Annotated in this window: 22 protein-coding genes and 1 tRNA gene; 19 read left to right on the forward strand and 4 right to left on the reverse strand. The window is 44.5% G+C overall.

The window, feature by feature from the left end; genetic code table 11:
* Both AB4493_RS12580 and AB4493_RS12585 read left to right on the forward strand, forming a co-directional pair.
* A tRNA-Leu gene (locus tag AB4493_RS12580) sits at positions 1-85 on the forward strand.
* A gap of 159 nt (positions 86-244) precedes the next feature.
* Positions 245-1,291, forward strand: a complete 1,047-nt coding sequence (locus AB4493_RS12585) for a lactonase family protein (protein WP_372155081.1) — start codon at positions 245-247, stop codon at positions 1,289-1,291.
* 69 nt (positions 1,292-1,360) lie between these two features.
* On the opposite strand, the gene AB4493_RS12590 is transcribed toward AB4493_RS12585, so the two are convergent.
* Entirely contained in the window at positions 1,361-2,536 is a 1,176-nt protein-coding gene (locus tag AB4493_RS12590) for a 2-octaprenyl-3-methyl-6-methoxy-1,4-benzoquinol hydroxylase (RefSeq protein WP_372155083.1), read from the reverse strand.
* A gap of 308 nt (positions 2,537-2,844) precedes the next feature.
* Between AB4493_RS12590 and miaB the strand changes: the two genes are divergently transcribed.
* The 5 genes from miaB (at position 2,845) to lnt (ending at position 8,577) form a co-directional block, all read left to right on the forward strand.
* Positions 2,845-4,269: a tRNA (N6-isopentenyl adenosine(37)-C2)-methylthiotransferase MiaB gene (gene miaB / locus AB4493_RS12595; RefSeq protein WP_012603385.1), complete on the forward strand. Its 1,425-nt coding sequence runs from the start codon at positions 2,845-2,847 to the stop codon at positions 4,267-4,269.
* Positions 4,270-4,432: 163 nt separating this feature from the next.
* Positions 4,433-5,554 carry a PhoH family protein gene (locus tag AB4493_RS12600; RefSeq protein WP_048663673.1) on the forward strand — a complete coding sequence of 374 codons (1,122 nt, stop codon included), beginning with the start codon at positions 4,433-4,435 and terminating at the stop codon, positions 5,552-5,554.
* On the forward strand, positions 5,555-6,016 hold the full coding sequence (ybeY, locus tag AB4493_RS12605) for an rRNA maturation RNase YbeY (protein ID WP_372155086.1): 462 nt from the start codon (positions 5,555-5,557) through the stop codon (positions 6,014-6,016). It begins immediately after the preceding gene.
* Positions 6,017-6,136: 120 nt separating this feature from the next.
* On the forward strand, positions 6,137-7,027 hold the full coding sequence (gene corC / locus AB4493_RS12610) for a CNNM family magnesium/cobalt transport protein CorC (RefSeq protein ID WP_012603382.1): 891 nt from the start codon (positions 6,137-6,139) through the stop codon (positions 7,025-7,027).
* 32 nt (positions 7,028-7,059) lie between these two features.
* On the forward strand, positions 7,060-8,577 hold the full coding sequence (gene lnt / locus AB4493_RS12615; RefSeq protein WP_102394094.1) for an apolipoprotein N-acyltransferase: 1,518 nt from the start codon (positions 7,060-7,062) through the stop codon (positions 8,575-8,577).
* A gap of 90 nt (positions 8,578-8,667) precedes the next feature.
* Here the strand turns inward: lnt and AB4493_RS12620 are convergent, their stop codons facing one another.
* Positions 8,668-9,138: a zinc ribbon-containing protein gene (locus AB4493_RS12620; RefSeq protein WP_017062329.1), complete on the reverse strand. Its 471-nt coding sequence runs from the start codon at positions 9,136-9,138 to the stop codon at positions 8,668-8,670.
* A gap of 263 nt (positions 9,139-9,401) precedes the next feature.
* Here AB4493_RS12620 and leuS point away from each other — a divergent pair, with 263 nt between their 5' ends.
* The 12 genes from leuS (at position 9,402) to lipA (ending at position 22,166) form a co-directional block, all read left to right on the forward strand.
* Positions 9,402-11,978: a leucine--tRNA ligase gene (gene leuS, locus AB4493_RS12625; protein WP_372155088.1), complete on the forward strand. Its 2,577-nt coding sequence runs from the start codon at positions 9,402-9,404 to the stop codon at positions 11,976-11,978.
* 179 nt (positions 11,979-12,157) lie between these two features.
* A complete protein-coding gene (lptE, locus tag AB4493_RS12630) occupies positions 12,158-12,796 on the forward strand; it encodes an LPS assembly lipoprotein LptE (protein WP_017068504.1) in 639 nt (212 codons plus the stop codon).
* A 12-nt stretch (positions 12,797-12,808) separates the two neighbouring features.
* Entirely contained in the window at positions 12,809-13,834 is a 1,026-nt protein-coding gene (gene holA, locus AB4493_RS12635) for a DNA polymerase III subunit delta (RefSeq protein WP_017068505.1), read from the forward strand.
* Positions 13,835-13,900: 66 nt separating this feature from the next.
* Entirely contained in the window at positions 13,901-14,218 is a 318-nt protein-coding gene (gene rsfS, locus AB4493_RS12640; RefSeq protein WP_004735247.1) for a ribosome silencing factor, read from the forward strand.
* Positions 14,219-14,221: 3 nt separating this feature from the next.
* Positions 14,222-14,692, forward strand: a complete 471-nt coding sequence (gene rlmH, locus AB4493_RS12645) for a 23S rRNA (pseudouridine(1915)-N(3))-methyltransferase RlmH (RefSeq protein ID WP_017068506.1) — start codon at positions 14,222-14,224, stop codon at positions 14,690-14,692.
* A gap of 6 nt (positions 14,693-14,698) precedes the next feature.
* The gene (gene mrdA, locus AB4493_RS12650; protein WP_372138951.1) at positions 14,699-16,591 is read left to right on the forward strand and encodes a penicillin-binding protein 2; all 1,893 of its coding nucleotides are present in this window, start codon (positions 14,699-14,701) and stop codon (positions 16,589-16,591) included.
* Positions 16,591-17,712, forward strand: coding sequence for a rod shape-determining protein RodA (gene rodA, locus AB4493_RS12655; RefSeq protein WP_017062334.1), 1,122 nt, complete (start codon positions 16,591-16,593; stop codon positions 17,710-17,712). The genes mrdA and rodA overlap by 1 nt, the downstream gene beginning before the upstream one ends.
* A 3-nt stretch (positions 17,713-17,715) precedes the next feature.
* Positions 17,716-18,555, forward strand: a complete 840-nt coding sequence (locus AB4493_RS12660; RefSeq protein ID WP_017071279.1) for a septal ring lytic transglycosylase RlpA family protein — start codon at positions 17,716-17,718, stop codon at positions 18,553-18,555.
* Between the two features lie 93 nt (positions 18,556-18,648).
* Positions 18,649-19,830, forward strand: coding sequence for a serine hydrolase (locus AB4493_RS12665; protein ID WP_017068508.1), 1,182 nt, complete (start codon positions 18,649-18,651; stop codon positions 19,828-19,830).
* Positions 19,831-20,062: 232 nt separating this feature from the next.
* The gene (ybeD, locus tag AB4493_RS12670; RefSeq protein ID WP_026084358.1) at positions 20,063-20,341 is read left to right on the forward strand and encodes a DUF493 family protein YbeD; all 279 of its coding nucleotides are present in this window, start codon (positions 20,063-20,065) and stop codon (positions 20,339-20,341) included.
* 195 nt (positions 20,342-20,536) lie between these two features.
* Positions 20,537-21,196 (forward strand): lipoyl(octanoyl) transferase LipB, encoded by a 660-nt coding sequence (lipB, locus tag AB4493_RS12675; RefSeq protein WP_004737632.1) that lies wholly within the window; start codon positions 20,537-20,539, stop codon positions 21,194-21,196.
* A gap of 4 nt (positions 21,197-21,200) precedes the next feature.
* Positions 21,201-22,166 (forward strand): lipoyl synthase, encoded by a 966-nt coding sequence (gene lipA, locus AB4493_RS12680; RefSeq protein ID WP_017064177.1) that lies wholly within the window; start codon positions 21,201-21,203, stop codon positions 22,164-22,166.
* A gap of 204 nt (positions 22,167-22,370) precedes the next feature.
* Here lipA and AB4493_RS12685 read toward each other — a convergent pair whose 3' ends face one another.
* Together AB4493_RS12685 and AB4493_RS12690 are read right to left on the reverse strand one after the other, a co-directional pair.
* The gene (locus tag AB4493_RS12685; RefSeq protein ID WP_372155089.1) at positions 22,371-23,732 is read right to left on the reverse strand and encodes a sodium-dependent transporter; all 1,362 of its coding nucleotides are present in this window, start codon (positions 23,730-23,732) and stop codon (positions 22,371-22,373) included.
* Between the two features lie 289 nt (positions 23,733-24,021).
* Complete coding sequence (locus AB4493_RS12690; protein WP_017064179.1) at positions 24,022-24,798, reverse strand: YggN family protein; 777 nt, start codon at positions 24,796-24,798, stop codon at positions 24,022-24,024.
* Between the last annotated feature and the right edge of the window lie 24 nt (positions 24,799-24,822).

Below are 24,822 nucleotides of genomic sequence, written 5' to 3' on the forward strand. Positions count from 1 at the left end.
GCGGTCGTGGCGGAATTGGTAGACGCACCAGATTTAGGTTCTGGCGCCGAGAGGTGTGAGAGTTCAAGTCTCTCCGACCGCACCATTATTGAATGAAACCCAGCTTTTTAGCTGGGTTTTGTTTTTTATCTGGAATATGTAAATCTGATAACTCCGTCACCAAGTATTTCTCCCTATCTAATCACTTCATGACTTTTTTATAAGACAATGTCTGCTCCATTTTCTAATTGAGTATGACTGCCCTATGAAAAACCTCACCCTAACGATCGGTTGCTACACAGACACTCCCAGTAAAAGCCAAGGCGTATATCAGGCTCAATTAGACTTGGAAAGCGGAAAGCTATTACCTTTAGAGCTCGTTGCAGAGTGCACTAACCCGTCTTTTGTCGTAGCGACAAAACTTGGCATCTATACCGCGTCTGAAATTGATCAGCCAAAACAGCCGCAGCTGATTCATATTCCTAGCCCTAACTCAAAGACGGTTAAGAACTCCGGTACTATCGCTGGCGGTCACCCCTGTCACATCACGATAGATCCACACAATAAGTTTGCTATCACGTCGCAATACTCATCAGGCACATTCGATATTTTTAGTTTAAGTATTAATGGCAATATCGATAAGCGACTCAAAACGATTGCTATGGTGGGTTCAGGGCCGAACAAAGAGAGACAAACTAGCCCGCACGCCCACCAATGCCTGTTCTTACAAAACTCGCCACAATTTGTCACCGTCGACCTTGGCGCTGATCGAATCAACTTCTATTGCTTTGATGAAGAACAGAAAGAGTTTCTAGACGAGCCTATGCAGTCTATTAAAGTGCCAGCCGGCAATGGACCTCGCCATTTAATCTTTAACAAAGCAGAAGACAGAGCCTATGTGATCTGTGAGCTCTCTGAATCGATACTTATGTTGGAAAAGGCTTTGGGTGTATGGAATATCGTAGAAGAAATTGATGCGCTTCCCAATATGGAGAAAGGAGAAGCTACGGCTGCGATAAAACTATCGCCGGATGAGCAATTCCTCTATGTATCTTGTCGACACCAATCAAGGATCAGTTGCTTCAGAATCGAGCCTACAATAAAAATGCCTATTTTTATTGATAGCTATAATACTGAAGGCAACTTCCCTCGCGATTTTCATATTACTGACTGCGGACGATGGGTTATCGCAGCAAACCAACACTCCAATAACATCACCTCATTCAAACGAAATAATGAGGATGGGTCTTTGGTTTATACAGGATACTCTTTAGAGATCGACGCACCGGTTTGCGTTACACAGCAGTTATAGCACTCAGCACCAAACAAAAAAGGAGAGCATCTGCTCTCCTTCTCTATATAGATAATCTGAACTAATAAATTAAAGGCCTAAGGCGTATTTCAATACTTGGGTTTTAATCGGCCCAGAGTTCTCTGCTAATTTTAGCGCAGCATTACGTGCAAACTTGAGCGGACCAATGTCGTTGCTGAATGTCTTGTAGAAAAAATCCATGCCACTCTGCATCATTAGGTTGTCGCCTCTTCTCATCACTTCATAACGTCTTGCTACAAACTGATTCAATTCACCCTTTTCGTTGGTGACATCCAACAGTACTGATACATCTTTAAAGCCTAAGTTAACACCCTGCCCTGCCAATGGGTTGATCGTATGTGCAGAGTCCCCGACTAAAATACAGTTATTCTTCGAATATGATTGAGCATGACGTCGTGTCAGAGGAAAAGAACCCGAATTCAAGACTTTAATATCACCTAACTCTTTAGGAAAGTGAGAAAGTACTTCGTTACGTAGTTTTTCAGGGGTCATTGCTGACAGTTGCTTAATACGCAGTGGAGAATCATACCAAACTAATGACCCCTGCCCGATTTCTTGACCGTCAGAGGTTAGAGAACACAAAGGCAAAAATGAACGAGGACCACTTGGTAAAAACTGCTGCCAAGTAATATCTTGCTGAGGCTGCTCGGTTTCTACGTTGATAAGCATACAGTGCTGGCGGTAGTCCCAAGCAGTAATACCGATACAAGCTTGTTGACGAACGGCTGAATTCGCGCCATCCGCACCAATCACCCATTTCGCGGATAGCTCAGCCCCAGATTGAAGCTTAACGATATTGGTTTCACCAAACTCAATCTCATCGAGCTTTTCTGGACATAGCAATTCGAGGTTGTCATGTTCAGCAAATTGAGACCATAAACCTAATTGAATGAGTCTGTTCTCAACGATATAGCCCAAACGAGGAAGGTCCAGTGATGCAGCATCAAACCGAGTACGACACTCTGGGTGTTCCCACGTCTCTAAACGCTTATATGAACACACTCGCATCGCTGCAATACTTTGCCATGCACCAAGATCTTCAAGCAACTCGACCGATGCTTGAGAAATCGCTGACACACGAATGTCCATCGCTTGTGACTCATCAAAAGCTTGTGGGGCAAAACCTTCGATTACCGCAACACTCAGACCTTGCTTTGCAAAACCGATAGCTGTTGCTGCGCCAACCATGCCGCCACCGACTACTACAATATCGTAACTGTTCATATTTTGTACTTATCAGTTTGATTCTTTGACTGTTTTTGATTGTACTTTTTCATAACTAACTTGTAACCAAAAACCTTATTCGAAAAAAGGGTTATCCCTTATGGCATATGGCGTTAACGATAATAAAAACCACTACATAAGAGATTTGTTCAGACTACTAGTCAGTCGGTTTTGAAACCAGTACAATACGCCGCTTGCCGCTAGAGCCTGTCATAAAATTGAATACTGAATTATGACATATGGAGCTAACGGATGAATAATGGGCGATTTGCTCCCTTAAATTAAACTAACGATCGAGCGAACATATAATGAGTAAGAAACTGCTAATTAAAACTTGGGGCTGTCAGATGAATGAATACGATTCATCAAAAATGGCCGACCTGCTTAACGCTGCAAATGGCTATGAGCTAACTGAAGTACCTGAGGAAGCAGACGTACTACTATTGAATACTTGTTCTATCCGCGAAAAAGCACAAGAAAAAGTATTCCACCAGCTTGGTCGTTGGAAAACGCTTAAAGATAAGAAAGAAGGTGTGGTGATCGGTGTGGGTGGCTGTGTAGCGACTCAAGAGGGTGATCACATTCGTCAACGTGCACCTTACGTAGACGTTATCTTTGGCCCACAAACACTGCACCGTCTGCCAGAGATGATTAAATCATCACTGTCTAACGAAAAGCCAGTAATGGACATCTCTTTCCCAGAGATCGAAAAGTTCGATAACCTGCCTGAGCCAAAAGCTGAAGGTGCGACGGCATTCGTTTCTATCATGGAAGGTTGTTCTAAATACTGTACTTACTGCGTTGTACCATACACACGTGGTGAAGAAGTTAGCCGTCCAATGGATGATGTACTGTTCGAAGTGGCTCAACTTGCAGAGCAAGGCGTACGTGAAGTTAACCTACTAGGTCAGAACGTAAACGCATACCGCGGTCCAACACACGAAGGCGATATCTGTTCATTCGCAGAACTGCTTCGTCTTGTTGCTTCTATCGATGGTATCGACCGTATTCGTTTCACAACTAGCCACCCGCTTGAGTTTGGTGACGACATCATTGAAGTTTACAAAGATACTCCTGAACTAGTGAGCTTCCTTCACCTGCCAGTACAAAGTGGTAGTGACCGTATTCTTACGATGATGAAGCGTCCACACACGGCTATCGAGTACAAGTCTATTATCCGTAAACTGCGTAAAGCTCGTCCTGATATTCAAATCAGTTCTGACTTTATCGTTGGTTTCCCTGGTGAGTCTAAACAAGACTTCCAAGATACAATGAAGTTAATTAAAGAAGTTGATTTCGATATGAGCTTCAGCTTTGTTTTCTCTCCTCGTCCGGGTACGCCAGCGGCAGATTACCCATGTGACGTACCAGCACAAGAGAAGAAAGATCGTCTATACGAACTGCAACAAACGGTAAACACACAAGCTATGCGCTTCTCTCGTCTAATGCTAGGCACAGAGCAACGTATCCTTGTTGAAGGTCCATCAAGAAAGAACCTAATGGAACTTCGCGGCCGTACAGAAAACAGCCGTGTTGTGAACTTCGAAGGTTCTGCAGACCTAATCGGCCAGTTCGTAGATGTGAAGATCACTGAGGTTTACACCAACTCACTACGTGGTGAGCTAGTTCGCACAGAAAAAGACATGGGTCTACGCGTTGTTATGACTCCAGCAGAAATGATGGAAAAAACAAAACGTGAAGACGAGCTAGGTGTAGCGACATTTACACCGTAGGCAATACAACTGTTTGAGCACAAAGCGCAAACACAAAGCTTGAAATTACCTAACTAAGTGACCATCTTAGAAATAGGGATATCACAATCAAAAGCCCGGTCTAAATCGGGCTTTTTGCTCTTTGTTTTATTTAAGAGCGAGTGGCACAAAATGAGAGGCTAATTTGAGCAATAAAATCGTTACCTTAGAGATAAATCTAGAGCCAGCCGACAACAAGCGCTTGGCTAGCTTATGCGGACCATTCGACGACAACATCAAACACCTTGAGCGTCGTCTTGGCGTTGAGATTAATTACCGAAGCAACTTCTTCACCATCGTTGGTAAGCCTCACACAGCAGCCGCTGCTTTAGACATCATCAAACACCTCTATGTTGAAACGGCTCCAGTTAAAGGCAACATAATCGATATCGAACCAGAGCAAGTGCATCTGGCGGTCACCGAATCTGGCATTTTGGAACAACACGTCGAGTCTGAAATCGACTACGGCAAAGAAGTGACCATTAAGACTAAAAAAGGCGTCATCAAACCTCGTACGCCAAACCAAGCACAGTACCTAATGAACATGGTCACCCATGACATCACCTTTGGTATTGGGCCAGCAGGTACAGGTAAAACCTATTTAGCCGTTGCAGCAGCAGTTGATGCACTTGAACGCCAAGAGGTTCGCAGGATCCTACTGACTCGCCCTGCTGTAGAAGCCGGTGAGAAGCTTGGTTTCCTACCGGGTGATTTAAGCCAGAAAGTCGACCCATATTTGCGCCCACTTTACGATGCACTGTTTGAGATGCTCGGTTTTGAACGTGTTGAAAAGCTGATTGAACGTAACGTGATTGAAGTCGCTCCACTGGCTTACATGCGTGGCCGTACACTAAATGATGCATTTATCATTCTTGATGAGAGCCAAAACACCACGGTAGAACAGATGAAAATGTTCTTAACCCGTATCGGTTTTAATTCGCGTGCAGTTATCACAGGTGACATTACGCAAATCGATTTACCTCGTGGAGCGAAGTCTGGTCTACGTCATGCAACTGAAGTGCTGAGTGAAGTGGATGACATCAGCTTTAATTTCTTCATGTCTGAAGATGTGGTTCGTCACCCTGTTGTTGCTCGTATCGTCAACGCCTACGAGAAATGGGAAGCGAAAGACCAGAAAGAGCGCAAAGAGTTTGAAAAGCGTAAACGTGAAGAGCGCGAAGCCAAACTTCTTGAGGCTCAGCAGGCAGTTACGACACAATTAGCAACACAAAATAGTTCTGTGATTACAGAACAAGGTGATAAATAGATGTCTATTGAACTAGACCTGCAAATAGCAGTCGAAAATGAGCAAGGTCTTCCAACTGAGCAAGATATTCAGCTTTGGTTGGACAAGACAATTTCTCAGTTTCAAGAGAACGCTGAGTTGACGGTTCGTATCGTTGATACGCAAGAAAGCCACCAGCTCAATCATGAATATCGTGGCAAAGATAAGCCAACTAACGTGTTGTCTTTTCCATTCGAGGCTCCTCCAGGGATCGAGTTAGATCTACTGGGCGACCTCATTATCTGCCGCCAAGTTGTCGAAAAAGAAGCAGAAGAGCAAAGTAAGCCTCTGCTAGCACACTGGGCTCATATGGTTGTACATGGCAGTCTGCATCTGCTAGGTTATGATCATATCGAAGATGATGAAGCTGAAGAGATGGAGTCACTCGAGACAGAAATCATGCAATCTATGGGGTTTGAAGACCCTTACATTCTAGAAAAGTAAATTGATTCTAGTAAAGTAGGTTGCAGAGAAACAATAACTCATCGAACCTGTGATTTTCACAGGAATCTGAGTTGTAACGTGTGCTATCACACTTCTGATAGCGTTATTTTTTGAGAAATCATGAACGAAGGTAACCCCCCCACTTCTGAGGGAAGTAAAAAATCTGAAGGTCCGAGTAGAAAGTCCTTCTTTGAACGCCTAGGCCAACTATTTCAAGGTGAAGTAAAAGATCGCCAAGAGCTCGTAGATGTAATCCGCGACTCAGAAATTAATGACCTAATTGACCACGACACACGCGACATGCTCGAGGGTGTTATGGAAATTTCAGAGATGCGAGTACGCGATATCATGCTGCCTCGCTCTCAAATGGTTACAGTTGAACGCACAGATGATCTAGATACATTGATTGCGCTCATTACTGATGCTCAACACTCTCGCTACCCAGTGATCAGTGAAGATAAAGACCATGTTGAAGGCATTCTATTAGCGAAGGACCTACTTAAGTATTTGGGTTCAGAAAGTGCTCCATTTGATATCGAACAAGTGATTCGCCCTGTCGTGGTTGTTCCTGAAAGTAAGCGAGTTGATCGCCTGCTTAAGGAGTTCCAAGAAGAGCGTTACCACATGTCTATCGTTGTCGATGAGTTTGGTGGAGTTTCTGGCCTGGTAACCATTGAAGATATCCTCGAAGAAATCGTTGGTGAAATTGAAGACGAGTTCGACGATGAAGAAGAGCTAGATATTCGTAAGCTGAGTAAGCATACCTTCTCTGTAAAAGCTTTAACCACTATTGAAGAGTTCAACGATACGTTTAACACTGCCTTTAGTGACGACGAAGTGGATACGGTAGGCGGCATGGTTATGACAGCACTCGGCCACCTGCCGGTTCGTGGCGAAATTGTAGAAATCGAAAACTACCATTTCAAAATAACATCAGCAGATAACCGTCGTGTGATTCAGCTACAGGTAACCATTCCTGACGAACAGCCTCTTCCGACTATCGAAGAATAACAACTTCTCTCTAAAGAGATGACAGAAATTAGATGACTAATACCTTTATTCATCGCCTATTACGGCCGCTTGCGGCCGTTTTTGTTGGCGCTATAACCACCCTTTCATTCGCTCCATACTCTATATGGCCTCTTGCTATTCTCAGCCCAGCTTTGTTGCTGTTACTGATCCACAACCGCTCTCCTAAAAGTGCGCTTTGGATTGGCTACGCATGGGGTTTAGGTCAATTCACCACAGGTATCAGCTGGGTATACGTCAGCATTGATGGTTTTGGCGGCATGCCACTGGCAGCCAACCTATTTTTGATGGCATTGCTTGTTGGCTACCTAGCCGTTTATTCAGGGCTATTTACCTGGGGTTTGAATAAATTCTTCCCTGCCAATAACCTAAGCCGCTTTTTCCTCGCAGCTCCTGCATTGTGGTTAGTCAGCGATTGGCTGCGTGGATGGGTAATGACGGGCTTCCCTTGGCTTTGGTTAGGCTACAGCCAAATCGATTCGCCATTAGGTTCATTTGCACCGATTGGCGGCGTAGATCTAGTAACTTTAGCGATCATTGTTTCAGCCTCTGCATTCACTTATGCGATTGTTAACCGAGCTTGGAGCATCGCTCTCATTCCCGCCGTCGTATTTAGTGCAGGCTTTGGTATTCGCAACATCGACTGGGTCACGCCGAACCCTGAAAAAACCACGTCAGTCGTCTTAATCCAAGGCAACGTCGATCAAGACAGCAAATGGCTGCCGAGTCATCGCTGGCCGACCATGATGAAGTACACCGACCTAAGCAGAGAAAATTGGGGAGCGGACATCATCATCTGGCCTGAAGCCGCTATTCCAGCATTCGAAGTTGAGATCCCATCTTTCCTACGTAACTTGGATAGCGCAGCGAAGATGAACAACAGCTCGATCATTACCGGTGTACTGAATCAGTCTGAAGATAAGAAATACTACAACAGTGTTCTTTCTATCGGCGTGAATCCATATGGTGAGTACAGCTACGATCCAGACGAACGCTACCATAAACACCACCTGTTACCATTTGGTGAGTTTGTGCCGTTTGAAGATATCTTGCGCCCATTAGCACCTTTCTTTAATTTGCCAATGTCATCATTTAGCCGTGGCGACTTTGTTCAACCCAACATCGTGGCAAATGGTCGTCACTTAGCGCCTGCGTTGTGTTACGAGATCATCTTTAATGATCAAGTTAGACAGAACGTAACCGACGAGACTGACTTTATTTTAACGCTCTCTAACGATGCGTGGTTTGGTCGTTCGATTGGCCCTCTGCAACATATGGAAATCGCACAGATGCGTGCTCTGGAGCTTGGTAAGCCAGTTATTCGCTCGACCAACAATGGTGTGACGGCAGTTACCGATTACAAAGGCAACATCCTCAAACAAGTACCTCAGTTTGAAACGGCAGTGTTAAAAGCTGAACTCATTTCAACGGATGGTCAAACGCCTTATCACACAGTAGGTACTTGGCCACTGTATATCTGGGCGATGCTCAGCTTGGTGATTGGTTGGGTAATTAGAAAGCCAAAAAGCTAGATTCGACGAAAAGTGATTTGAGGGTTGACTGATCGGGTCAACCCTTTTTCATTGCTGTGGTTTTGCGTTGATACGCTATAGTTCAGAAGCTTACGGTTTAAGGGCTTTACGACTAAACCCTTTAGAACCACATTTAATGCATGGAATGATATTGGTTGGGTGGTTATATTCGGTTTGGTGACCACACTCGTCACATACTAAGGTTCCCAAGCCAATGACTTCACCCGCTTGATACAAGCCTTGGTGTTCTAAGTCTTGGAACAGTTCAACCCATTCCACCTTAGTACGATCAGTAATATCCAACAGCCCTTGCCAAATAGAGTCCGCAATCATCAAATAGAATGGACCGCTTTTACTCTCTTCATAGCTTTCGGAAAACTCTTTTAAGTCCGACTTCACGTAGGCAGAGATCAATGAAAGCTCATCTTTAGTCATATCATTAGCTGCTTTCGCAAACTTGCCCGACGTTTCGATTTTGTTGTTGAGCTCTTCAGGGCTATGCTTCAGCGTTTCAATCACCTCTTCGACGACTTCTTCATAGAGCGCTTTTTTCTTTGGCATAACAACCTCCTTAAGATAACCAACCTTTTAGTGAGCAAACGGATGCGCTGCAATGCACTCCCGCTTACAAACAAATGCAATTCATACTCTTAAGTATAGTTGCCCTGCGAAATTCAGTGAAAATTACACAATCTACTAAGCGGCAACTGCAAGTATGAAGGGTATAACTATTGTTGTACTCAGCTCCTTTAGGTATTCTATGACGATCTGTAAGATTCTGTTCTAACCGAACTCACAAATTCCAAGATAACCGGATACCATCGATGCAAGAACAATATAACCCGCAAGAGATTGAACAAAAGGTTCAACAACACTGGGATAACAGCGAGACTTTCGTTGTAAGTGAAGACCCAAACAAAGAAAAATTCTACTGTCTTTCTATGTTCCCTTACCCAAGTGGCCGACTGCACATGGGTCACGTGCGTAACTACACCATCGGTGATGTGGTATCTCGTTTCCAACGTCTACAAGGCAAAAACGTAATGCAGCCAATTGGTTGGGATGCATTCGGCCTACCTGCAGAAAACGCCGCTGTTAAAAACAATACAGCACCTGCACCATGGACTTACGAAAACATTGAGTACATGAAGAACCAGCTTAAGCTTCTAGGCTTTGGTTACGACTGGAACCGTGAATTCGCAACGTGTACTCCAGAGTACTACCGTTGGGAACAAGAGTTCTTCACTAAGCTTTACGAAAAAGGCCTGGTTTACAAGAAGACATCTTCAGTGAACTGGTGTCCAAACGACCAAACAGTACTGGCAAATGAGCAAGTAGAAGACGGTTGTTGCTGGCGTTGTGACACTCCAGTAGAGCAAAAGAAAATTCCACAGTGGTTTATTAAGATCACTGAGTACGCTCAAGAGCTACTAGACGATTTAGACAACCTTGAAGGTTGGCCTGAAATGGTTAAGACCATGCAGCGCAACTGGATCGGCCGCTCTGAAGGTGTTGAGCTATCTTTCGCTGTTAACGGTGAAGAAGCGCCACTGGAAGTGTACACAACTCGTCCAGACACACTAATGGGTGTTTCTTACGTTGGTATCGCTGCAGGTCACCCACTTGCAGAGAAAGCATCTCAAAACAACCCTGAGCTTGCAGCATTCGTTGAAGAGTGTCGCAACACTAAAGTTGCTGAAGCTGAACTAGCAACGATGGAAAAGAAAGGCATGGATACTGGTCTAACGGCTATCCACCCTCTTAACGGTCGTGTTGTTCCTGTATATGTAGCAAACTTCGTTCTTATGGATTATGGCACAGGTGCGGTAATGGCGGTTCCTGCTCACGATCAACGTGACTACGAATTCGCAACTAAGTACGGCATCGACATCATCCCAGTAATCAAGCCTGAAGACGGTTCTGAGCTAGACGTTTCTGAAGCGGCTTACACAGAGAAAGGTGTATTGTTCGATTCTGGTGAATTCGATGGTCTTGCTTTCCAAGAAGCATTCGATGCAATTGCTGCGAAGCTAGAAGCTGAAGGCAAAGGTAAGAAGACAGTAAACTTCCGTCTACGTGACTGGGGTGTATCTCGTCAACGTTACTGGGGTGCACCAATCCCAATGGTTACGACTGAAGACGGTGAAGTTCACCCAGTACCAGCAGACCAACTGCCAGTCATTCTTCCTGAAGATGTAGTAATGGATGGCGTAACGAGCCCAATCAAGGCTGACAAGTCTTGGGCTGAAACAACATTCAACGGCGAACCCGCTCTACGTGAGACTGACACGTTCGATACGTTTATGGAGTCTTCTTGGTACTACGCACGTTACTGTTCACCGCAAGCAGACGACATTCTAGATCCAGAGAAAGCAAACTACTGGCTACCAGTTGACCAATACGTTGGTGGTATCGAGCACGCTTGTATGCACCTGCTTTACTCTCGTTTCTTCCATAAGCTTCTACGTGATGCTGGCTACGTGACGTCTGATGAACCGTTCAAGCAACTACTATGTCAAGGCATGGTTCTGGCTGACGCGTTCTATCACGAAAACGAAAAAGGCACCAAAGAGTGGATTGCACCGACTGACGTAACGGTTGAACGTGACGGTAAAGGTCGCATCGAAAAAGCAGTCGACGATCAAGGTCGTGAAGTTGAACACTCAGGCATGATCAAAATGTCTAAGTCTAAGAACAACGGTATCGACCCACAAGAGATGGTAGACAAGTACGGCGCTGATACAGTACGTCTATTCATGATGTTTGCATCACCTGCAGACATGACGCTTGAGTGGCAAGAGTCTGGCGTTGAAGGGGCTAACCGCTTCCTTAAACGTGTTTGGAAATTGGTTCACGCTCACTCTTCTAAGGGTGCTGCTGAATCTGTTGATGCTTCTGCGCTATCTGGCGACCAAAAAGCACTTCGTCGTGATATCCATAAAACTATCGCGAAAGTAACGGACGATATCGGCCGTCGCCAAACGTTCAACACAGCAATCGCTGCGATCATGGAATTGATGAACAAGCTAGCGAAAGCACCTCAAGAGTCTGTACAAGATCGTGCAATCCTTGATGAAGCGCTAAAAGCTGTTGTTCGCATGCTTTACCCAATGACGCCACACATCTCTTACGAAATGTGGATTGCACTGGGTGAATCAAACGTAGACTCAGCAACATGGCCAACTTTCGATGAGAAAGCGCTAGTTGAAGACGAGAAAACTATCGTTGTTATGATCAACGGTAAGCTACGTGCGAAACTAACCGTTGCTGCTGATGCAACAGAAGAGCAAGTTCGTGAGCTTGGTCTAAACGATGAGAACGCTAAGAAGTTCCTAGATGGCTTAACTATCCGTAAAGTTATCTTCGTACCAGGTAAGCTTCTAAACATCGTTGCTAACTAATTTCGTTAGCACAATGCAATTGCTAAAGAATTAACGAACTTAATTCATCAAAAGCAGTCTGTAGACAGGGTAGCTAATTGCCCTGTCTACTTATTTAAGCGCTTTAGACTTGAGCCTAACCACTCAAACGAACTAAAGCCTTTAAATAAGTATTCTACCTTCATGAGAGCCATCAAATAATGCGCCTGATTTCACTATCTTCATTGAAAGTTACTGTTGTTGTTTTAACCGTCAGCCTATTAAGTGCGTGTGGTTTCCACCTACGTGGTGATTACTCCGTACCAGAAGAACTCAACAAGATCTCCGTAACCAGTTACGACCAATACAGTACGTTTACACGTATGATGAAAGGTCAACTGCGTATGAATGATGTAGAAATTGTGCCACCGGCTGAGAATACACCTAACCTGCATATTATTAGTGAGAGCGTAGGTGAGCGAACTCTGTCTCTATACCAAAACACTCGTGCAGCAGAGAAAGAACTGACATTCCGCGCTTCATACCGCGTAACTGTCCCGGATCTAGGCTCAAAGACGTTCTCAACCAGCGTAACCCGTAGTTACCTAGATAACCCGCTAACTGCACTTGCGAAGTCGGTTGAACGAGACATGATCGAAGATGAGATGCGTAAGTTGGCAACAAGCCAAATCCTTCGTCAGATGGCTCGACTAAAAGCGAACATTGCAGCTGATAGCATGGACCTAGATGCACTAGAGCACGTTCAAGTGAAAGAACTCGAAAAGCAATACAACATCAAGAATGTTGAGATCGTACCAGCTTCAGAAGAACAACCAACACTTAGCGATTCGGCTGAGTAATAGGTTTATTTGATGCGTATTTTTGCTGACCGCTTATCAGAGCAACTTATTAAACAGTTGAGTAATGTTTACCTAATTTTTGGTAACGAACCGCTACTGTTGCAAGAGAGCCGAGAAGCGATTCAAAAGGCTGCAAAACAGCAAGGCTTTGAAGAACGTCACCGCTTTGCGATTGATAGCAGTCTCGACTGGAATCAAGTCTACGACTGCACTCAAGCACTGAGCCTATTCTCTAGCCGTCAGGTCATCGAGCTTGAACTGCCAGAGTCAGGCGTCAATGCCGCAATAGCGAAAGAGCTACTCGCAATCTCCGAGCATATCCACAGTGATATCTTGTTAATCTTGGTGGGCACTAAGCTCACCAAAGCTCAAGAAAGCGCTAAGTGGTTTAAGGCTCTTTCGAATCAGGGTCACTGGGTCAGTTGCCTAACGCCAGATGTCAGTCGGTTACCTCAGTTTGTCCAAGCGCGTTGCCGTCAAATCGGTTTAACGCCAGACCCTGAAGCGATTCAAATGCTGGCGCAATGGCATGAGGGTAATCTATTTGCTCTCACCCAAAGCCTAGAAAAACTGGCTCTCCAATACCCAGATGGAAAACTCACGTTAGTACGCTTAGAAGAATCGCTGAGTCGACACAACCATTTTACTCCATTCCATTGGAGTGATGCGTTATTGGCAGGCAAAGGTAACCGAGCACAACGAATCCTGCGTCAGCTAGAAGCTGAAGGTGTCGAACCCGTCATTTTATTACGTAGCATACAACGAGAGCTTGCTCTGCTATTACAAATGCAGCAACAAATGAAACAGATGCCGATTGGTCAGGTCTTCGAAAAACACCGTATCTGGCAATCTAAAAAGCCTCTTTATAACGCCGCGCTAACAAGAGTTTCGATTTCTCAATTACACTCTTTGTTCGCGTTGCTCACTCAAGCTGAATTGATGACAAAAACTCAATATGAGCAGTCGCCTTGGCCACTAATTCATCAGTTAAGCGTAGAGTTTTGTATCCCTTCAGCTTCAATACCATTCCACGCATAAAAGCGTGTTATATTCTAGGGTCAACAAGCCCTAAACAAAGCTAAATTCAGATTAAAGGAACACCCAGTGTTACGTGAAGAACTAAAAGATTTTCTTGCAGACAAAGCCGACGACATGAAAGCAGAATCGATTGTAACTATCGATGTAGAAGGCAAATCAAGCGTTACTGATTACATGATTGTTTGTACTGGCACCTCTAAACGCCATGTTGCCTCTATTGCACAGCATGTTGCTGATGAAGTGCGTAAAGCGGGTATGCAACCTCTAGGTATGGACGGTCAGCAAGAAGGTGAATGGGTTGTTCTAGATATGGGCACAAGCATGCTTCACGTTATGCAAGAAGAGCATCGTGAGCTGTACCAACTAGAAAAACTTTGGGGCTAAGCTTTGAAGATCCAGTTAATCGCAGTTGGCACAAAAATGCCAAAGTGGGTTGAAGAAGGGTTTCAAGAATACAAACGCCGCTTCCCTCACGATATGCCATTAGAGCTCATTGAAATTACTGCAGGAAAGCGCGGTAAAAATGCAGATATTGCACGCATTCTTCAAAAAGAAGGTGAAGCGATGCTGGCTGCAGTTCCAAAAGGCAACCGTATTGTCACGCTCGATATCCCAGGTAGAAAGTGGGATACACCTCAACTTGCTGAGCAATTAGAAAGTTGGAAGCTGGATGGACGTGACGTATCTATCCTAATTGGCGGGCCTGAAGGATTAGCACCTGCATGTAAAGCGGCCGCAGACCAAAGTTGGTCTCTGTCTGCGCTTACTCTCCCTCACCCATTAGTACGCGTTATCATGGCTGAAAGCTTGTATCGAGCTTGGAGCATCACTGCTAACCACCCTTATCATCGAGAATAAGCGTTAATGTTACGTAAACGTAGCCAAATCCGCGATTACAAAGCAGAAGCACGACTATTTACTAGCCGTGCTTTTGTTGCGTTTGCGGGGATCATAGTCATGATGTCGATGTTGGTTGTTAACCTGTACAACATTCAGGTCAATCAATACCAAGACTATAAAACTCGTTCTAACGACAACCGTATCAAGGTCGTTCCGATCGCCCCTAACCGTGGTTTGATTTACGATCGCAACGGTATACTTCTTGCCGAAAACCGTCCTGTTTTCAATCTAGAAATCATACCCGAAAAAATTAAAGATATGGATGACACGCTTGCTCGTCTGCAAGCATTAATTGAGATCCCGCCAGAGCGTATCGAGCGCTTTAATCGTGATCGTCATAATTCACGACGCTTTAAATCAGTACCTATTCTTAATCAACTGTCTGAAGAACAAGTTGCCGTCTTCTCTGTAAACCAACACAAATTCCCAGGTGTTGAAGTTACGGGAACTTTGAAGCGTTTCTACCCTTACGGTGATGTGCTCACTCACGTAATAGGCTATGTATCGCGCATCAATGACCGTGATATGCAGCGCTTGATGCGAGAAGAAAAAGACGCCAATTACCAAGCTACACGTGATATCGGTAAGTTGGGTATTGAGCGTTATTACGAAGATATGTTGCACGGTACAGCTGGCTACCAAGAAGTCGAAGTTAACAGTCGTGGACGAGTGATTCGTACCCTCAAATTTGTCCCTTCGGTTCCAGGCAAAGATATCGTACTTAACTTAGATATCAAGCTACAGCTATACGTACATAAGTTACTTGATGGCCGCCGTGGTTCAGCTATCGTTCTCGATCCGAAAGACAATGGCGTGTTAGCCATGGTGTCTAGCCCAAGCTACGACCCAAACGCATTCGTGCATGGTATCTCGTCTAAAGGCTATAACGCGCTACTTCAAGACAAAAACCGCCCTTTGGTTAACCGTGCCACGCTAGGGATTTACCCACCAGCATCGACGATCAAACCCTTCATTGCTGTTGCTGCTCTGCAAGAAGGTGTTATTACACCAAACACTACGCGCAATGACCCAGGCTATTGGAAGATACCAAACTCAAAAACGAGACCATTCCGTGACTGGTTGCGTTGGGGACACGGTGTCGTGGATATAGAAAAAGCGATTGAAGAGTCGGTGGATACCTTCTTTTACCAAATTGCTTATGATCTCGGCATTGATCGCATATCCAAATGGATGATGATGTTCGGCTTTGGTGATTATACTGGCATCGATATCTACGAAGAAAGCAAAGCCAATATGCCAACTCGTGATTGGAAGATGGCCAGACACCGTGTGCCTTGGTATCAAGGTGATACTATTCCAGTTGGTATTGGACAGGGCTACTGGACTGCAACACCCATGCAGATTGCAAAAGCCACATCAGTTTTGGTCAATGAAGGTGAAGTAACCGCACCTCACCTACTTCGTTCAACCATTGATAACGGTCGTCCATTCGATGAACAAATCATGTCGGACATTGAAACTTACCCACCGCTAACCGGGGTTAAGAAGAAGTATTGGGATATCGCTCAGGAAGGTATGAGGCTGGCTAACCACGGTAAAAAAGGCACGGCAAGACGTTCATTCCAGAAAATGTCTTACCAAACCGCTGGTAAATCGGGTACCGCGCAGGTATTCGGCTTAAAAGAAGATGAAGAGTACAACGCGGATGAAATCGCAGAGCACTTACGCGATCACGCCCTCTTTACGGGTTACGCGCCTTTTGAAGATCCTGAAGCCGTCGTGACTATCGTTCTAGAGAACGCAGGTGGCGGTTCTTCTAACGGCGGCCCAGTAGTAAGAAGGATTTTAGACCATATTATCCTTGCAGAAGATTATCAAAGTGAGCCAATTAAATAATGAAACTTGATCCTTCAACTGGACGAAATAGAGCCCTATTCGAAAGGCTGCATATCGACCTGCCGCTATTGCTCGGCATTCTGGTTTTAATGGGCTTTGCCCTACTGATCATGTACAGCGCAAGCGGACAAAGCCTTGCGATGATGGATCGCCAGGCGATGCGCATGGCTCTGTCTTTAGGTGTGATGATCTTCCTAGCGCAAATCTCACCTCGCACTTATGAAACCTTGGCACCACTGCTATTTGTAGGTGGTGTCATCTTGCTATTGGGCGTGTTGTTCTTTGGTGAAGCCTCTAAAGGCGCCCAGCGTTGGTTAAACTTCGGCTTTGTTCGATTCCAACCGTCAGAGCTATTAAAGCTCGCGGTGCCTTTGATGCTGGCACGATTTATCGGTAAGCGCTCACTTCCACCAACATTCCAAACATTAGCGATCTCGCTAGTGATGGTGTTTGTACCGACGATTCTAATCGCAAAGCAGCCTGACCTAGGTACATCTATCCTTATCGCCGCATCAGGTATCTTCGTGATATTCCTGGCAGGTATCAGTTGGAAAATCATTGCTAGCGCCGCAATCGCGTTAGGGGCATTTATTCCAATCTTATGGTTCTTCTTGATGCGTGAATATCAAAAGGTACGTGTAAGAACCCTCTTTGATCCTGAATCAGATCCATTAGGTGCGGGTTACCACATCATTCAAAGTAAGATTGCGATAGGCTCTGGTGGTATTTCAGGAAAAGGTTGGCTGCAAGGCACTCAATCTCAACTAGAGTTTATTCCAGAGCGTCATACCGACTTCATTTTTGCGGTCATTGCCGAAGAGTGGGGCATGATTGGTATATTGTTCTTGCTTGCTATCTACTTGTTCATTATTGGACGTGGCTTAGTGCTTGCGAGCCAAGCTCAAACCGCATTCGGTCGAATGATGGGCGGCAGTATTGTACTGAGCTTCTTCGTTTATATTTTTGTAAACATTGGCATGGTAAGTGGCATTCTACCTGTGGTTGGTGTTCCTCTTCCTCTAGTCAGTTATGGCGGTACTTCAATGGTTACCCTCATGGCTGGTTTTGGTATTTTAATGTCGATACATACACACAGAAAAGCATTCTCAAAGGCGACCTAATCGATGTCTATTACAACGTTTCAAAACAAAGCATCCTTGGTTGAAGAGCTGCCAATCAAAAAAATAGTCTCTATCTTGGGGCTAGCGATTTTAATCAATGGTTGTTCTTCAAAGCAGCCAACAGGGCGCTACGATATTGATTCAGATATTGCACCAGACGCACCGATCTCAGTAGAGCATCTCGAGGATGCTCACCCTCAGTATGAACCTTATAGTTTAGGTGGTAATACGGATTACACTTTGCGTGGCGAAGACTACAAGATCGTAAAGAAAACCGAAGGTTTTACTGAGAAAGGCAAAGCCTCTTGGTACGGTAAGAAGTTTCATGGTCACTTAACGTCTAATGGCGAGATCTACGACATGTATTCGATGTCTGCGGCGCACAAAACATTGCCAATTCCAAGCTATGTAAAAGTGACGAATACCGACAATAACAAAACGACGATTGTTCGTATCAATGACCGCGGCCCATTCCATGAAGGCCGAATCATTGACCTTAGTTATGCGGCAGCTTACAAGCTCGATGTGTTAAGAACCGGCACGGCAAATGTTGAGATTGAAGTCATTACTGTAGCTATGCCAACCGACGCAAATAAAAAGGCTGCTTTACCGCAATTTATTATTCAAGTCGCGACATCTCCGCATGAAGATAGAACAGAGAAGTTAGCAAAAGATCTAGCCGAAAAGCTAGAAGTAGCAACGTTCTTGCAGCCAAATGATGACAACTACCGTCTGATGATTGGGCCATTTCATGACTATGCTCTGACTCAAGAGAAATTAGAACAAGTTAAGCTGATGGGTCACCCGTCAGCTTATATAAAAAAACACACCCTAACTCGCTAATTAATCTAACAGTTACTTCTGGTAATCAGCGCTCTGGTGTGACAGAGTGATTCTGTTAATATATGAATAGTTCACCAAATAATTGCATTCAAAATGATTAAATCTAATAAACTTGTTAAATCGATTTTTGCTACTTCTGTTGCTCTTTCTGCAACGATAGCTACATCGTCATTCGCCGCTCCTATTGTTGTTCCTGATGCACCTCAAATCGCCGCTAAAGGTTTTGTTCTGATGGATTACCATTCAGGCAAAGTACTAGCAGAGAAAGAGATGAATACTCAGCTTTCTCCAGCAAGTTTAACCAAGATGATGACGAGCTACGTGATCGGCCAAGAGCTCGACCGTGGCAACATCAACCTAAACGACGATGTTGTAATCAGTGAAAATGCTTGGGCTAAAAACTTCCCAGATTCATCTAAGATGTTCGTTGAAGTGGGCACTACGGTTAAAGTTGAAGAATTAAACCGCGGTATCATCATTCAATCAGGTAACGACGCATGTGTTGCTATGGCTGAACACATCGCTGGCTCTGAAGATGCATTCGTTGACCTAATGAACGCTTGGGCAAGCTCTATCGGCATGAAAGACACGCACTTTGCTAACGTGCACGGTCTAGACAACCCGAACCTATACTCAACGCCTTACGATATGGCGCTACTTGGTCAGGCGCTGATTCGCGACGTACCAGACGAGTACCGTATCTACTCAGAGAAGAAATTCACATACAACGGCATCACCCAATACAACCGTAACGGTCTGTTATGGGATAAGAGCATGAACGTTGATGGCATCAAAACGGGCCACACAAGCAATGCAGGTTACAGCCTAGTAAGCTCAGCGACAGAAGGCAAAATGCGCCTAGTGGCTGTAGTTATGGGCACCAAGAATGCGAATGCTCGTAAAACAGAAAGCAAAAAACTGCTTAGCTACGGCTTCCGCTTCTTTGAAACAGTGGCACCACACACAGCCGGTGAAACCTTCGTAGAAGAGAAGATCTGGATGGGTAGCAAGGACACAGTTGCACTGGGTGTCGACGAAGATACTTTCGTAACGCTACCTCGTGGTCAAGCTAAGAACCTGAAGGCAAGCTTCGTTCTTGAGAAAGAGCTAGAAGCGCCAATCAGCAAAGGCGATGTAGTTGGTAAACTATTCTACCAAGTAGACGGTGAAGACGTTGCTGAATACCCACTACTAGCACTTGAAGATGTAGACCAAGGCAGCCTATTCAGCCGTCTATGGGACTACCTAGTTCTTCTGTTCAAGGGTTTATTCTAAACAAGCAAAAGGTTTGTTCTAGGTAAAACCCAAGCTTGTTGTATAGCTAACCTAATGAGTAAGTTCATGATTTACTCATTAGCGAACCAAAAGCCGCCATGTGCGGCTTTTGTTGATCTTGAGTTCGGTGATATTTACACGTAATATTCCGCCTTATTACTCGTGTCTGTTGACCGAACACGCTTTTTATCGACATTTCGCCAATTTGCGAGAGTCTAGCCTTTTGGAGCTAATCATGAACATCAATTCTGATGCAAAACTAAAAGACCTCTTAGAGTTCCCTTGTTCATTCACTTACAAAGTAATGGGCCACGCTAAGCCAGAACTGACTGAGCTAGTACTAGAAGTGATCCAGCGTCATGCTCCTGGTGACTACAGCCCAACGCTAAAACCAAGTGCGAAAGGTAACTACCACTCTGTTTCTATCAATATTACTGCGACTTCAATTGAGCAAGTAGAAACTCTTTATAAAGAACTGGGCGAGATCGAAATCGTTCGTATGGTTCTGTAATCTCCGATTACACATGAAAAACAGCGGCTTATTGCCGCTGTTTTTGTTTAAAGCACCCTATCTAGCTCAAATTCATTCAACTTAATTTTCAATAAATACAAAGAAAGTTGAAAAACCTTGCAGTCCGTCTGTAGTTAGAATCATGTTTCGCGTTTATAATGCGTTCACTTTATTAATCCTTGAGGGAGTGCAGCTTTGCAAAATAAGCTAATCGTAAAAAAATTAGGCCGTCAGGATTACGAACCTGTATGGAAAGCCATGCATAAGTTCACAGACGAACGCACGGAAGAAGACGTAGACCAAGTTTGGTTGGTTGAACACAACCCTGTCTTCACTCAAGGACAAGCAGGCAAAGCTGAGCATGTATTAAATGCTGGTGATATCCCTGTAATACAAAGCGATCGCGGTGGCCAAGTGACTTATCACGGCCCAGGCCAATTAGTGGCTTACTTTCTGATTAACATCCGCCGCAAGAAATTCGGAGTACGTGATTTGGTTACTCATATCGAGAACCTCGTAATCAATACTCTGAAAGCTTACAATATAGATTCAGCTGCCCGACCTGACGCTCCTGGTGTTTATGTCGATGGCAAGAAAATCTGTTCACTTGGATTACGTATTCGACGTGGCTGCTCGTTCCACGGGTTAGCACTCAACGTCGATATGGACCTGTCTCCATTCCTACGTATTAACCCATGTGGTTACCAAGGTATGGAAATGGCGCAGGTAAGCCAACTCGGCGGACCAAGTGAACTAGAAAACGTTGAGCAACAGTTAATACAAGAGCTCGTAGAGCTACTCGGCTATGACCAAGTAGACATTCAAGCCACCAGTAACATTACAGCAGAAGCATAAAATCATGAGCAAACCAATCCAAATGGAAAAAGGCGTTAAATATCGTGACGCTGACAAAATGGCATTAATTCCCGTAAAGAATATGCCTGCTGAACAGAAAGAAGTTCTACGTAAGCCTGAATGGATGAAGATTAAACTTCCTTCAGACAGCCATCGTATTCAAGAAATCAAATCAGCAATGCGTAAAAACAACCTGCACTCAGTTTGTGAAGAAGCGTCTTGCCCTAACCTAGCCGAGTGTTTCAACCACGGTACGGCAACGTTTATGATTCTTGGCGCTATCTGTACTCGTCGCTGCCCGTTCTGTGATGTTGCCCATGGTCGTCCTGTTGCTCCTGAAGCTGAAGAGCCGAAGAAACTGGCTAAAACAATTCAAGACATGAAACTGAAGTACGTTGTAATCACTTCAGTTGACCGTGATGACTTGCGTGACGGCGGTGCTCAGCACTTTGCTGACTGTAACCGTGAGATTCGCGAACTCAACCCAAATATTCGTATCGAAACACTGGTTCCAGACTTCCGCGGTCGTATGGACGTTGCGCTTGACCTAATGAAAGACAACCCGCCAGATGTTTTCAACCACAACCTAGAGACAGCGCCACGTCTATACCGTAAAGCGCGTCCAGGTGCGAACTACAAGTGGTCTCTTGATCTACTGAAGAAATTCAAAGAGCAGCACCCTGATATCCCAACAAAATCAGGTGTGATGATGGGTCTTGGCGAGACAAAAGAAGAGATCGTTCAAGTACTGAAAGACCTTCGCGAACATGGTGTGACTATGCTGACACTAGGTCAATACCTAGCACCAAGCCGTCACCACTTACCAGTAGAACGCTACGTGCCGCCTTCTGAGTTCGATGAGCTGAAAGAGATTGCTCTAGAGCTAGGCTTTACTCACGCAGCGTGTGGCCCGTTTGTACGTTCTTCTTACCATGCGGACTTGCAAGCTCAAGGTATGGAAATTAAGTAATCACGATTGCTTAACGAACAATGCAAAGGCGCTGAATATTATGTTCAGCGCCTTTTTTCTATCTTGTTCGTGCCGCTATAGCTTTATATTTCGTGCCACTAAGCTTTATATAAAAACAACAAAGCCACTCTTTATGAGTGGCTTTGTGCTTAATATTTCAAGTTCAGAGGAGGTAATTTCAAAAAGCCCAGATAGGGTTCTGCATTAACCGAAAGATGCCCAGATAACCGTTGCTACCAAAATTGGGCACACAAACTTCACATACATTGGCCAAACCTTACCAAACCAACCAAGTTGAAAATCAGGACTGCCTTGTTCAAGCTCTTTCACTTTTGAAGCTCGGCTCCATACCCAACCACCAAACACACAGAACATCAGTGCAGCGACTGGTTGAAGATACTGAGTTGCAATCATCGCTACCATGCCAAACATCGCAGCAAAGTTGTAAACAATCACCACACTAAACAGCGCGATAGCACCACCAATCACCCAGCTTGTTGGCGTTCGTCTAGTATTGAAACGCTCACTCACTAGCGCAACCGGGCCTTCAAGCATCGAAATCGAAGAAGTCAGTGCAGCAATCGTTAGTAGTAAAAAGAACACAATCGCAAAGATCTGTCCAAGCACACCTAAACTATCAAACATCAACGGCAAAACCGTGAATACTAGAGTGTCAGAGCTTAATAGTGAGCCGTCTTCAGCGTAGATTTGAACGCCTTTTTGCATCGCAACAAACATTGCTGGCATCACCACTAATCCAGCAATAAAAGCGACAGCAGTATCCACCAGAGTTACGTTCATCGCCATTTTTGGTAGGTTCTCTTTCTTGCTTAAGTAAGAGCCATAAACCAACATTGAACAACCACCAATGGTGAGTGAGAAGAACCCCTGTCCCATTGCCGCCAGAATCAGTTTTCTATCCCACACTTTCTCAAAGTCTGGAATAAGGTAATGTTTTAGGCCTTCCATCGCGCCAGATTGCGTCATGATGTAAACAAACAATAAGCCAAATAAAACAAACAGCGCAGGCATCAAACGAGTCGACCATTTCTCGATGCCTTGCCTAACACCGCCCTGCACAATCAAGATAGTCAGTACATAGAACGCGACGGTACCAAATACGTTGCGCTCAACACTGAAGCCCTTAAACCAATCAGCAATCGCTTCTAGGCCGATAAGATCCGCGACCGCACCAATTAGGAAACAGATCAACCAGCCACCAACAATACTGTAAAACGCCAACACTGCGCTTGGTACACTCAGTCCAACCCAACCGACAAACTCACCGACTTTCTTACCCAAAGGGTTTGTCGTCAAAGATCGCATGCTATCAACTGGGTTTGCTTGGCCGTGACGGCCTATAGCCATCTCAACCACCAACATAGGGAAAGCAACCACGAAGATCATGATCAAATAGACTAAAAGGAAAGCGCCACCACCGTTGCTAGCAACTTGAGTCGGGAAACCCCAAATATTACCCAAGCCAACCGCTGCACCAGCCGCTGCTAAAATAAAACCTAAACGAGAGCTAAAGTGCTCTCTTGAAGAGGAAGATTGTTGGTCCATATCGCCCGCATTAAAAATCAGTGAACTAGTTGAGAAGTACAGTAATAAAAAGCAATGATAGGCACAACCAATAAATGAACAATTCTCTGATTTTTACAATCAATGCGCTATTTAGAACAACAAAATTAACAAAAAACCAGTCTTATCGTTCAATTATAAGCAACAAAGCGAAGCAGTAGGCTTAAGAAGGAAATGGATTGAATTGAGATAAATACTCACCGTGTGGTTCCATTTATACAAACAAAAAGAGCACCGACCGGTGCTCTTACTATTCATCACTAGACTCGAATTAAATTGTGAAGACTTGGTAATCTTTTAAGTTCGGAATGATTTCATGCAGTTCTTGCTCTTGTTCTGCCATCTCATCAAGTGAATCACAGAACTCATTCGCTTCCTCCTGTACTTGTTGAGAGTGTTCTTTCATTCGCTCTTCAACTTTCAGCTTTAATTCAGCCATACTGTCAGCCAGTTCAGTCAGGTTTAGGCCACCGTCTTGTTTCATTTTTTCTGACATCGCATTAAAAGCGCTAGAGATAAATTCTTGGTTAAAGATTTCTTTCGCCTTCTCGAAATCTTCAGACCAGCCATTGGCCATCGAATCAAAGCTTTCTGCAGGCAACACTAATTCGCCATCTTTGTAATAACGCGCTTCCAGTTCTGCAAAGTAGGTTTTCATTGATTCTTTTACATTATCAAATGACTCAGGTGAATCCAGGCTAGCCGCGATATCATCAATCACGTCATTGGCTAACGCTAAGCTATCGTTGGCCATTTGTTTCGCTCGAGGTAAGTACTCACTCATGTTTTCGCGATATTTCTCAATCGCCGCTTGTTGGTCGGCATCAAGCTCAACCTTCTCACCATGAATATAGAGGTCGTTGTTATCATCAAAAACGGCCGTATCACCATTCACTTGATGGATTTCGACTTTTTGGTCATCAATTCGTAGTTCATTCTTCAAATCAACTCGACACTGAGCAGCAAACGTAGGCAGGCTCACAACTGCCATCGCCGCAGTTAACGATGCAATTAATACACTGTTTTTCATAAATACATAGCTTTTCATAACATCCTCTCATCAATCTGACAG

This window comes from Vibrio sp. 10N.222.55.A1, from assembly GCF_041473835.1.
Taxonomy (GTDB): Bacteria; Pseudomonadota; Gammaproteobacteria; order Enterobacterales; family Vibrionaceae; genus Vibrio; species Vibrio crassostreae_C.

Coding starts and splice junctions, on each gene's coding strand:
- corC (WP_012603382.1), top strand. CDS start 6,137: ATGAACGAAGGTAACCCCCCCACTTCTGAGGGAAGTAAAAAATCTGAA.
- AB4493_RS12620 (WP_017062329.1), bottom strand. CDS start 9,138: ATGCCAAAGAAAAAAGCGCTCTATGAAGAAGTCGTCGAAGAGGTGATT.
- leuS (WP_372155088.1), top strand. CDS start 9,402: ATGCAAGAACAATATAACCCGCAAGAGATTGAACAAAAGGTTCAACAA.
- AB4493_RS12685 (WP_372155089.1), bottom strand. CDS start 23,732: ATGGACCAACAATCTTCCTCTTCAAGAGAGCACTTTAGCTCTCGTTTA.
- AB4493_RS12590 (WP_372155083.1), bottom strand. CDS start 2,536: ATGAACAGTTACGATATTGTAGTAGTCGGTGGCGGCATGGTTGGCGCA.
- rodA (WP_017062334.1), top strand. CDS start 16,591: ATGAAACTTGATCCTTCAACTGGACGAAATAGAGCCCTATTCGAAAGG.
- miaB (WP_012603385.1), top strand. CDS start 2,845: ATGAGTAAGAAACTGCTAATTAAAACTTGGGGCTGTCAGATGAATGAA.
- AB4493_RS12665 (WP_017068508.1), top strand. CDS start 18,649: ATGATTAAATCTAATAAACTTGTTAAATCGATTTTTGCTACTTCTGTT.
- holA (WP_017068505.1), top strand. CDS start 12,809: ATGCGTATTTTTGCTGACCGCTTATCAGAGCAACTTATTAAACAGTTG.
- lnt (WP_102394094.1), top strand. CDS start 7,060: ATGACTAATACCTTTATTCATCGCCTATTACGGCCGCTTGCGGCCGTT.
- lptE (WP_017068504.1), top strand. CDS start 12,158: ATGCGCCTGATTTCACTATCTTCATTGAAAGTTACTGTTGTTGTTTTA.
- AB4493_RS12690 (WP_017064179.1), bottom strand. CDS start 24,798: ATGAAAAGCTATGTATTTATGAAAAACAGTGTATTAATTGCATCGTTA.
- mrdA (WP_372138951.1), top strand. CDS start 14,699: ATGTTACGTAAACGTAGCCAAATCCGCGATTACAAAGCAGAAGCACGA.
- ybeY (WP_372155086.1), top strand. CDS start 5,555: ATGTCTATTGAACTAGACCTGCAAATAGCAGTCGAAAATGAGCAAGGT.
- lipA (WP_017064177.1), top strand. CDS start 21,201: ATGAGCAAACCAATCCAAATGGAAAAAGGCGTTAAATATCGTGACGCT.
- AB4493_RS12660 (WP_017071279.1), top strand. CDS start 17,716: ATGTCTATTACAACGTTTCAAAACAAAGCATCCTTGGTTGAAGAGCTG.
- AB4493_RS12585 (WP_372155081.1), top strand. CDS start 245: ATGAAAAACCTCACCCTAACGATCGGTTGCTACACAGACACTCCCAGT.